The organism is Streptococcus lactarius (genome assembly GCF_016642265.1).
GTDB classification, from domain to species: domain Bacteria; phylum Bacillota; class Bacilli; order Lactobacillales; family Streptococcaceae; genus Streptococcus; species Streptococcus lactarius.
The window spans coordinates 223,796-234,629 of sequence record NZ_MRXX01000001.1; the positions used below are offsets into that span (position 1 = coordinate 223,796).

The window sequence follows — 10,834 nt, forward strand, 5'->3', positions numbered from 1 at the left end:
GTGCGGAGGTGGGACGACGAAATCGAATTCTAACGAATGACCGATTTCTGTCCCACTCTCATCTTTTATAAATTTATTTCGTCGCAAGAATTGCTGCTTCTACCGCTGCTTTTTCCCGTTGGATCAAATCCACACGTGCTGCGATTTCCTTGATTCCCATGCTGATGTTTCGGCTGATAGCCATATCAGACAATTGTGGTTCAAAGAAAGCTTTGAATTCTGCTAAGCGATCTGCTGTTTTAAAGGTATTGGCTGGGTAGATGACAAACTTGTCAAAGCTCATGTCTCCGCCAAGAGCTGCTTTGACCCATTCCCAATTTTCACGCGCCCAAGTCCAGGCAGATTCTTGAGTGAAGTCATGATGTAAGAAAGTGAAATACCAACTCATTGCCAAGTCTTGTGGTTTCACAACATCCTTGTTCTTCCACTCTGTCAAAATCTTTTCAACTGTGTCTGCATTGGTTGTATAAGCCAAAGCTGTAGACAATTGACGCTTGAAGTTGCCATCTGTCGCTTGAGCATAAGTATTCAAGTACAAATCAGTCAATTCTTTGCTTTCATGGTGTTTGATTTGGTTAATCAAGATTTGCAAACGAATGGCTGCTGGAAGCTTGCTAATATTGTCCGCATGGGCTGCATAGATTTCGCTGGCTTTGGCGCTTGCTTCTGCATCATCCCCCTTGATCATATTGGCAATCACCAATTGACGAACCATTTCATCCTCATCGGCTTCTCCAGCTTTTGGTTCAAAACCAAGGCGTTCAAAGTTGAATTGGTTGAAGGTTACCAACAAGGCCTTATAGGCTGCTTCGACTTCCGTCTCTTCATCTACAAAGAGGCTGAGCCCTTGAAGAATGGATGAAACCGCAGATACAACCAAATAAGAACTTTCTTGGGTTAATTTCTCGATGACTGGCAAGAGGCTCGCATAAGAGATGGCACCACTTTCTGCCAAGAGACGGCGTTCTTGTACAACTTGAAGCTTGCTGGTGTTATCCAAGGAAGCCATATTGTCCACAATCGCATCCAAGAGCTCTCCTTGATAATCAGTAATGTAGTGGGCTGTATTTTCCGTATTGAAACGAAGAGGTTCTTTATTTGCAGCAGCAAGGGCAGCATAACCTGGAATTTCAAGGGTTTCTGTTTCAAGTGTGTCTGGAATACCAGACCAGTTGCTGTTCAATGGCACAACCCATTTACGGCCTTGATCTTCATGTTCCCCAATGAAGAATTGTTTTTGGCTGATCTTCAAGGTATCATTTTCTACCACTGCTGTAAGGACTGGATAACCCGGTTGTTCCAACCAAGAATCCATAAAGGCTGCTACATCACGACCAGATGCATCACCTAGGGCATTCCAAAGGTCACGACCGATGGTATTGCCGTATTGGTGTTTTTCAAAGTAAGCTTTGAGTCCTTTACGGAATGCGTCATCCCCTAACCAACGACGAAGCATATGCATGAGACGACTACCTTTCGCATAGACGATGGCTGGGTCAAAAAGAGTATTGATTTCATCAGGGTGTTTCACTTCCACATGGACCGATTGCACCCCATCGGTTGCATCGCGTTTCAAGGCCAATGGAACACCTTTTGTTTGGAAGTCTTCAAAGATATTCCAGCTTGGGTCGATAGCATTGACAGAGACATATTCCATCATGTTGGCAAAACTTTCGTTCAACCAGAGGTCATCCCACCACTTCATGGTTACTAAGTTACCAAACCATTGGTGAGCCAATTCGTGAGCGACTACAAGAGCAACTTGTTGACGGCTAACTGCAGTTGAGTTTTCATCGACCAGGAGGTAGACTTCACGGTAAGTCACCAAGCCCCAGTTTTCCATGGCTCCAGAAGAGAAGTCTGGAAGCGCCACGTGAAGAGATTGAGGAATTGGGTACTTAACGCCGTAATAGTCTTCATAAAATTCGATGACACGAACGGCAATATCCAATGAAAATTCTAAGTTTTTCAAAGGATGGGCCTTGGTTGAATAGATACCTACGAGAGTGCCATTTTTTGTTTTGGCAGTCACACCTTGAAGATCTCCAGCTGCAAAGGCAAGGAGGTAAGAAGACATCCGTGGAGTCGTAGCAAATTTCCAGATACCTGTTTCTTTGCGGTTTTCCACATCAATTTCAGGCATATTTGAGAGGGCAATTTCACCTTCTTCTTGGTCAAATTTCAAAGACAGATCAAACGTTGCTTTGGCTTCAGGCTCGTCCACACTTGGAAAAGCTTCACGCGCAAAATGGCTCTCAAACTGGGTAGAAAGGACTTCCTTCTTCACGCCATCAATGCTGTAGTAAGATGGGTAAATCCCTGTCATATTGTCTGTGATCTTACCTGAATAAGTCAAGGTAACTGTTACTTGACCAGCTTCCACTAATTCTACGTAAATCGCTTCATTGGCATCATCAACCGTAAAGGGACGGGCTTGACCAGCTACTTCTACTGTTTCGATGGTCAAATCGTTTTGGTGAAGCGAGATCTTGTCCGCCTTGGCTTGACCTGTGATCACCACACGACCACTAAAGGTCTTAGTTTTACGACTTAAATCCAAAAACACGTCATAATGTTCTGGAACGAATGTTTCTACAAAATGTGCAACTGCTTGCATAATTTCCTCCTTTTTATTTCGATGCTTTCCTATCAAAAGCCCTAATAGGACTATTTTATCACAAAGTCGGGATAAAAGAAAAGACAAGCATGACAATGCCTGCCTGAGAGCTAAAAGAATGGGGCTTTGGGAGTCGAAATCAACGATTTTTAATCAATTCACTTTTCTTCTATTCCCAAAGATTCGTCTTTCTTACATTTCTACAATTTTACCTGTTTCAAAGTAGACAACCCATTCACAGATATTTTTTGCATAATCTCCGATGCGTTCCAAGAAGTTAATCACTTGGAAGTAATCACGACCGGTCAAGATAGACTCAGGATTTTTACGAATTTCTTCTGTCGTCAATTCTTGAATGCTTTCAAAGAAATGATTAATTTCTTCATCACGTGAAGCAACTGTATAGGCCAAATCAACATCGCCTTTGAGGTAGACATCAAGGGTCGCTTCGACAAAGTCTTTGACTTCACGTCCCATTTTGCTGATTTCTTCTTCAACAGATTTAATGCGCACTTCACCTTTCATCCGAATCGTTGCTTTGGCAATTGAAACAGCATGGTCACCCATCCGCTCTAAGTCAGATACCGCTTTTAAGACGGTCATGACGACGCGAAGGTCTTGTGAGACTGGCTGTTGGAGGGCAATGATCTCAAAAGATTTGCGCTCCAACTTCACTTCAAAATCATTGATCTTGGCATCGTCTTCGATGACTTGACGGGCCAATTCACGGTCATGTGTGACAAAAGCTCTTACTGTACGGTTGATCTGGCTCAACACTTCGTTTCCCATTGCATAAAACTGGTTATGCAACTTTTCTAAATCTTCTTCAAATTGAACTCGTAGCATTTTCTTTTTCTTCCTATCCAAATTTTCCAGAGACATAGTCTTCTGTTTCTTTCTTAGCTGGGTTCAAGAACATTTCATTGGTATCATTGTACTCGATCAAATCGCCACCTAAGAAAAAGGCTGTTTTATCTGAAATACGACTCGCCTGCTGCATGGAACGAGTCACCAAAAGCATGGTATAGCGGTCTTTTAGGCCATAGAGGGTTTCCTCAATCTTACCAGCTGAAATCGGGTCTAGCGCTGAGGTCGGTTCATCCAACAGGATGATTTTAGGACTGGTCGCAAGGACCCGCGCCACACAGACCCGCTGTTGTTGGCCTCCAGAAAGGCCAATGGCTGAGTCATGTAAACGATCCTTGACCTCATCCCAAATAGACGCACGCTTGAGGGAGGTTTCTACTGCCTCATCTAAGACCGATTTGTCCTTTATTCCATTGATCATCAGTCCATAAGTGACATTGTCATAAATAGACATGGGAAAGGGGTTGGGCTGTTGAAAGACCATTCCGATTTCCTTGCGCAACTCAACAGTATCTGTCCGCGGACCGTATATATTGTGGCCGTTATAGAGGACCGTCCCCGTCGTCGTCACTTCAGAGTTTAAGTCCCCCATGCGATTAATGGCTTTTAACAGGGTTGATTTTCCCGATCCTGATGGACCGATTAAGGCTGTAATCTCTTTTGACGCAAAGTCTAAGGAGACACTATTTAAGGCCTTCTTTTTGTTGTAATACACCGACAAGTCCTTGACTTGTAAAATTGGATCTGTCATTTTATATTCCTTTTTGTCCTTCTACCTTATCCAAAGTGACCTGACACATAATCGTTGGTCGATTGCAATTTGGCATTTTGGAAAATATGCGAAGTCTTGTCATACTCGATCAGGTCTCCAAGGTAGAAGAAGCCGGTATAATCGCTCGCACGGGCAGCCTGTTGCATGCTGTGTGTCACAATGACAATGGTATAATCTTTTTTCAACTCAAGCATGGTTTCTTCCAATTGCGCCGTTGCAATGGGGTCTAAGGCTGAAGCAGGTTCGTCCATCAGTAAGATGTCTGGCTTCACAGAGATGGCACGCGCAATACAGAGTCGCTGCTGCTGACCACCTGAAAGGGTTAAGGCAGATTTATGGAGATCATCTTTGACCTGATCCCATAAAGCAGCCTGTTTCAAGGATGTTTCAACCAATTCATCCAAGATCTTCTTGTCTTTCACCCCAGCACGTTCATGCGGGAAGGTGATATTTTTGTATATTGATTTGGCAAAAGGATTGGGCCGTTGGAAAACCATCCCAATATGCTTGCGCATTTCATAAACATTGATATCCGGACGATTGACATCGATTCCTTCATACCAAATTTCACCCGTTACACGCGCAATATCGATGGTATCATTCATCCGGTTCAAACTACGAAGGTAGGTTGATTTCCCAGATCCTGAAGGACCGATCAAGGCTGTAATCTTATTCTTTTCAAACTGCATGTCGACGCCTTTAATGGACTCGTTCGTTCCATAATAGACATGCAAATCTTTGGTCGATAGGACCACCTTTTCTTCAGGAAAAGTAATGATGTGTCTCTCATCCCAATTGTATTTTGACATTTCTTCTCCTTTAAGCAGATGTTAGTTTTTTATGAAGGTAACTTCCGAGTTTGCGGGCTCCAAAGTTAAAGATCAAGATAAAGATCAAAAGAACGGCGGCCGAACCAGCTGAGACTTCAATGGAGTCTGGAATGGTTCCTTCACTATTGACCTTCCAGATATGGACAGCCAAGGTTTCAGCTTGACGGAAGATCGAAATCGGACTGGTCACACTAAATATATTCCAGTTAGACCAGTCAAGCGCTGGAGCTGACTGACCCGCTGTATAGATCAGGGCAGCGGCTTCCCCAAAAATCCGTCCTGAGGCCAAAACGACCCCAGTCACAATACTTGGAAGTGCCTCTGGAACCACGACATGAATCACCGTTTCCCAGCGAGACAGGCCTAGGGCAAGCCCCGCTTCACGTTGGGTATGGTGGACGTGTTGCAAGCTATCTTCGATATTGCGGGTCATCTGGGGGAGGTTAAAGACGGTCAAGGCCAAGGCCCCTGAAATGATCGAAAAGCCATATTTGAACTGGACAACAAAGACCAAGTAACCAAAGAGACCCACTACAACAGATGGCAAAGAAGACAAGATTTCGATACAGGTCCGTACCAAATTAGTCAAGCGGCCTTTTTTTGCATATTCAGATAGGTAAATCCCAGCCCCAAGAGAGAGGGGAAAAGAAATCACCAAGGTAATGACCAAAAGGAAGAAGGAATTGTACAATTGAATTCCGATCCCTCCTCCTGCTTGATAAGAAGAGGATTTCCCTGTCAGGAAGTGCCAAGATACATGGGGTAAACCACGCACCAAAATGTAGAGAATCAAAGCAGCGAGAATAGCGACAATAATTCCTGAAATGGTATACAGCACTCCTGTGGCAATTTTATCCATTCGTTTAGCGTGCATAGTTCTTCTTACCTCTTTCTTTCGTAATTAGTTTAATCACACTGTTAAAGGCAAGACTCATAAGGAGCAATACCAAGGCAAGCGACCAGAGAACATTGTTATTGACTGTTCCCATAACGGTATTTCCGATTCCCATGGTCAAAATAGAGGTGAGGGTGGAAGCTGGTGTAGTGAGCGAGGTTGGTACCACAGCCGAGTTTCCGACGACCATCTGAATGGCCAAGGCTTCCCCGAAGGCGCGTGCCATCCCAAAGACGACCGCTGTAAAAATTCCAGAGCGGGCTGCCTTGAGTGTGACATGCCAGATGGTTTGCCAGCGTGTCGCTCCCATAGCCATACTGGCTTCACGGTAATGACGAGGAACAGCACGAAGACTATCGGTCGTCATAAAGGTCACTGTCGGTAGGATCATGACAAAGAGGACAAAGACACCTGAGAGAATCCCAAAACCAGTCCCTCCAAAGAGACTACGCGTAAATGGAACAACGACTTGGAGACCAATAAATCCATAAACAACGGAAGGAATTCCTACCAAAAGCTCAATAGCCGGTTGCAAAAACCGTGATCCTTTGGGAGATACTTCCGTCATAAATACAGCTGCACCAATGGCGAACGGTGTTGCCAAGAGGGCGGAGAGCAAGGTTACGATAAAAGATCCCAAAATCATCGGTAAGGCCCCGAATTCCTTAGCAGCAGGGTTCCAGGCACTACCAAATAGAAAACTAAAGATATTGACTTTATTGACAAAGAAAGTCGACAAGCCTTTTTGAGCCACAAAAATCAAAATCATGGCGACGACGACGACAATCAAACTCATACATAGAAAGGTAATGGTCTTTCCAAATTTTTCTAGGCGGGAGTTTTTGGATTTCGTCAGCATTTTTTTTGCTACTTCGTTCATTTTTTACCCAATTCTGTTATTTTTTTGTCACATTTCCTTTTAAATCACGGGTGACTTTCATGTCATTGATCGGGATATAGCCCATTTTTCCAACCACTTTTTGCTGGATCTCATCGGTCATCATATAGTCAATAAAGGTTTTGGCCAAGTCATTTGGCTTCCCTTTGGTATACATATGCTCATAAGACCAGATCGGCCACTTATTGCTGATAACATTTTCTTTGGTGGGTTGGTAACCATTGAGCTTCATAGTTTTGACACTACTATCTAGGTAGGTAAAGGCCAAATAAGAGATAGCTCCTGGCGTTTGGGAAACAATATTTTTAACCATCCCGTTTGAATCTTGCTCTTGGGCTTGCTTTGGCTGTTTGCCGTCCATTATGATGGTATCAAAGACAGCTCGGCTACCAGAACCTACGGCACGGTTCACAATCGTGATCTCAAGATCTGGACCACCCAATTGCTTCCAATTGGTATATTCTCCTGTGAAAATCTTCCGCAACTGCTCTGTCGTCAAATTATCGATGGAGATATCTTTATTTGCGATAATGGCTGTCCCGGCTACGGCTACCTGATGGTCAACCAAGCTTGATGCATCAATCCCAGATTTTTCTTCTGCAAAAAGGTCACTATTTCCAATATCGACAGCCCCTGATTGGACCTGGGAAAGTCCTGTACCAGAACCGCCCCCTTGCACGTTGACAATCTTTCCTGGATGTTCCTCAATATAGCGGTCCACGACTCCTTCCACAAGAGGTTGCAAGGCAGTAGATCCAACGGCTGTGATGGATTCACCACGGTCGATCCAAGAAGCACAAGCAGATAAGGTTCCTGCTAATGCGATCGTCGCTAGTCCTAGGATCAGCTTTTTAGACTTTTTCAAATCGTATCTCCTTGATTGTTTACTATTTCAATTAAACTATTTGCCAAGTGATGTTTTGTAAAAAAACACCTCTACTTCCACTATATCATAGAACAGATTCTTTTCATAGTATTTTACCTAAAACGCAGACCCTTTGGATAGAAATTTTTTAGGGTCTGTCCGGTGACCTTAGCAAAACCTAAACCGTTGCCTTCGACCAGGACCTGATACCAACCATTGGGATGATTTTCTTCCAATTGGATCGTCTCTCCCGCTACATAATGGACAAAGTCATCAGGTGTAATGGAAACCCTCGCTTTGACCTCGCTTGGTCTTAGAGCGAGTCCGAGAGCAAAGCTAGGCTCAAAGCGGTTTTTCTTGAAGGTCCCAAGGTGCAAACCATTGCGGGCAATTTTTATTTTTCGAAGATCTGGCAAACCTTTCGGCACCAGATAGAGCTCTTCTCCAAAAGTTTCTAGCACTCCATCGAGTGTAATGAATAGGTGTTTTTTGGCAAAATCTTGCCACAATTTCTTCTGTTCAGCAGTTAATTGGTCTTTCTTGGAAGGAAGTTTCGCAGCTCGATTCTCACCAAGATAACGGAACTTTGCAACGAATTGCCCTTCTCCTTTGAAGAGATGCGGGTACATGCGCGCTGTTTCAGGATAGCCAATGCCATCTGCCATGCCATTGATTTTTTCGAATCTGTCCAGTTCCAACTCAAAGTTCTGTAACAACCAGGACACCATCTCTTCGTTTTCTTCAGGAGCCCAGGTACAGGTTGAATAAACCAAGGAACCACCAGGAACCAACATCTTGAGGGCATCCTCTAGAATCTCTCTTTGAAGGAGACTGCACTCTCGAGGATAATCGACAGACCAATAATCCATGGCATCTGGTTGCTTACGAAACATCCCCTCGCCCGAACAAGGGGCATCTAGTACAATCAGATCAAAAAAGCCTGAGAAGACTTTTGCTAGTCGATCGGCAGACTCATTGGTCACCAGTACATTTCGCGCACCAAAGCGCTCCACATTCTCAACTAAGATTTTGGAACGGCCTTTATGGATTTCATTGGAAACTAGAAGGCCTTGATTGTCCAAGTAGGATAGGAGCTGAGTCGTCTTTCCTCCAGGTGCTGCTGCTAAGTCAAGTACCTTCATTCCAGGCTTTGGCTGGGCTACTTGCGCCACCATCTGTGCAGCTGGCTCCTGCGAGTAGACCAAACCTGTCGCATGCTCGATCGATTTACCAGACACCTTTCCATAATGACCCCAAGGAGTATTAGGAATAGGGTCCGAAAAGGCTTTTTGGGCTTCTTTCAAAGGATTGGTGCGAAAGGCTGAGACTGCTTCTTGGTCAAAAGTCGCAAAAAAAGCAGCAGCATCCTCACCTAGAAGATGCTGGTATTTTTCTGTAAAACCGTTGGGAAAATTCATCTAGTTTCTCCCCTTCTTCAGATAGGTCTGGATTTCAGACAACTTAGCCTTCGGCACCATCATGATGGGCTCAATGGTTTGGTAATTTGGCTGATCTCCATTGAGATTCAAAACAGTATAGCCTAAGCGTTCGCCCATAATGGCAGCAGCTGCATAGTCCCATGGCCAAAGATAGCTAAAGTAAGCCAGAATTCCACCGGAAAGAATTTTTGAAAAACTAATGCCGGCACTTCCATAGACACGGATCCCAAGGCACTTCATCCCCAGATCGACCATTCCCCATTCATTTTTTTCTAGCATACCGACATTAGAGGTCATCAAAAGTGTATCGAGAGGCCGATCCACAAAAGGAGTGAGCTCTACCTCATTGCGGTATACTGGAAACTCGCCACCTCCATAAAAAAGCTGATCGCGCATGACATCATAGATCAGGCCAAACTGACCTTGACCCTCTTCAAAGTAAGCCACCATCACAGCAAAATCTTCTTTTTGGGCTACAAAATTATTGGTGCCATCAATCGGATCAATCACCCAAACAGATCCTTCTGAAATGGGGGAACGAAGGCCGTCTTCCTCCGCAAAAATCTGATCCGTCGGGTAACGTCGGGTAATCTTTTCAACCAAATCTTTTTGGACCTGCTGGTCCATCTGGGTTACCAAATCAGTTGGCCCTGTCTTTCTCATGATTTTCAATGAATCATCGAGATGCTGCCGGATATACTCTCCAGCCTCGAGAACGATTTGTTTGGCAAACTCTAACTTATTTTTCAAGTGAAAACCATCCTTGTTCTTTTTGCTTTGCGGCCTGGGTCGCACGGTAAAGAGAATAGCCGCTAACTTGCTCAAACTCTCGTCCAAGACGCTTTTCTTCTCCAATACTTGGTACGACTTGTTTAAAAGCCCGGTAGGCCTTGAGGTAGTCCCCAACCTCTACCTTGCTCTCATAAGCCTCTTCAACCTTGTTAAAAAAAGAAAGCACTGAAGCAAGCTCTTCAGTGCTCCACGATAAATCCAGTGGGTAACTATAATTTTCTATCATCCATCAAACTTCTCAATTTATTTCTGCTCTCAGAGTGGCAGAGCGTAACTCTTGTTTGCGATAACTTCGTGGCAAAAAGGCCCGAATTTCGTCTTCATTAAAGCCGATTTGCATGCGTTTGTTATCCAAAATAATGGGTCTACGCAAGAGACTTGGATTTTCCTCAATCAGTCGGATCAAGGCAGAAATCGACAAATCCTCCACATCAACGTCTAATTTTTGAAAAATTTTTGAGCGAGTTGAAATGATGTCGTCCGTTCCATTTTCGGTTAAGGCCAAAATACTTGTCAACTCCTGACTGCTCAAAGGACTTGTCATAATATTGTGTTCTTTAAATGGAACATCGTGCTTCTTTAACCAAGCCCGTGCTTTTCGACATGATGTACAACTCGGTGATAAAAATAATGTAATCATGTATTTCACTTCTTTATTGTATCTAACTATTTAACTCTATTATACAAAAAAAAGAGAGGCTTGAAAAGGCTTTTTTGATTTCTCGGCTATTTTTCTGAATTTCAGTGGAAATCAGGAAGCACTTTCATTTTCCTTAACATGGTAAGACGAAGAAAAAGAGAGTGGGACAGAAATCGGTCATTCGTTAGAATTCGATTTCATCGTCCCACCTCCGCACAG

General features: G+C 43.9%; 11 protein-coding genes. All 11 read right to left on the bottom strand.

Annotation, left to right across the window (positions count from 1 at the left end; genetic code table 11):
• Positions 1-73: 73 nt before the first annotated feature.
• Positions 74-2,617 carry a M1 family metallopeptidase gene (locus BTU61_RS01155; RefSeq protein ID WP_200771984.1) on the bottom strand — a complete coding sequence of 848 codons (2,544 nt, stop codon included), beginning with the start codon at positions 2,615-2,617 and terminating at the stop codon, positions 74-76.
• 192 nt (positions 2,618-2,809) lie between these two features.
• The gene (gene phoU, locus BTU61_RS01160; RefSeq protein ID WP_187539197.1) at positions 2,810-3,463 is read right to left on the bottom strand and encodes a phosphate signaling complex protein PhoU; all 654 of its coding nucleotides are present in this window, start codon (positions 3,461-3,463) and stop codon (positions 2,810-2,812) included.
• Positions 3,464-3,476: 13 nt separating this feature from the next.
• Positions 3,477-4,235: a phosphate ABC transporter ATP-binding protein PstB gene (gene pstB, locus BTU61_RS01165; RefSeq protein ID WP_200771985.1), complete on the bottom strand. Its 759-nt coding sequence runs from the start codon at positions 4,233-4,235 to the stop codon at positions 3,477-3,479.
• A gap of 26 nt (positions 4,236-4,261) precedes the next feature.
• Positions 4,262-5,065 carry a phosphate ABC transporter ATP-binding protein PstB gene (pstB, locus tag BTU61_RS01170; RefSeq protein ID WP_200771986.1) on the bottom strand — a complete coding sequence of 268 codons (804 nt, stop codon included), beginning with the start codon at positions 5,063-5,065 and terminating at the stop codon, positions 4,262-4,264.
• 10 nt (positions 5,066-5,075) lie between these two features.
• Positions 5,076-5,960: a phosphate ABC transporter permease PstA gene (pstA, locus tag BTU61_RS01175; RefSeq protein WP_200771987.1), complete on the bottom strand. Its 885-nt coding sequence runs from the start codon at positions 5,958-5,960 to the stop codon at positions 5,076-5,078.
• A complete protein-coding gene (gene pstC, locus BTU61_RS01180; RefSeq protein ID WP_187539205.1) occupies positions 5,950-6,861 on the bottom strand; it encodes a phosphate ABC transporter permease subunit PstC in 912 nt (303 codons plus the stop codon). Before pstC ends, pstA begins: the two co-directional genes overlap by 11 nt.
• A gap of 16 nt (positions 6,862-6,877) precedes the next feature.
• A complete protein-coding gene (locus BTU61_RS01185) occupies positions 6,878-7,744 on the bottom strand; it encodes a phosphate ABC transporter substrate-binding protein PstS family protein (protein ID WP_200771988.1) in 867 nt (288 codons plus the stop codon).
• A gap of 113 nt (positions 7,745-7,857) precedes the next feature.
• Positions 7,858-9,162, bottom strand: coding sequence for an RsmF rRNA methyltransferase first C-terminal domain-containing protein (locus BTU61_RS01190; protein ID WP_200771989.1), 1,305 nt, complete (start codon positions 9,160-9,162; stop codon positions 7,858-7,860).
• Entirely contained in the window at positions 9,163-9,933 is a 771-nt protein-coding gene (locus BTU61_RS01195; RefSeq protein WP_200771990.1) for an inositol monophosphatase family protein, read from the bottom strand.
• Positions 9,923-10,201, bottom strand: coding sequence for a UPF0223 family protein (locus BTU61_RS01200; protein WP_200771991.1), 279 nt, complete (start codon positions 10,199-10,201; stop codon positions 9,923-9,925). The genes BTU61_RS01195 and BTU61_RS01200 overlap by 11 nt, the downstream gene beginning before the upstream one ends.
• Before the next feature lie 12 nt (positions 10,202-10,213).
• A complete protein-coding gene (locus BTU61_RS01205) occupies positions 10,214-10,615 on the bottom strand; it encodes a Spx/MgsR family RNA polymerase-binding regulatory protein (RefSeq protein ID WP_187539215.1) in 402 nt (133 codons plus the stop codon).
• Positions 10,616-10,834: the final 219 nt, after the last annotated feature.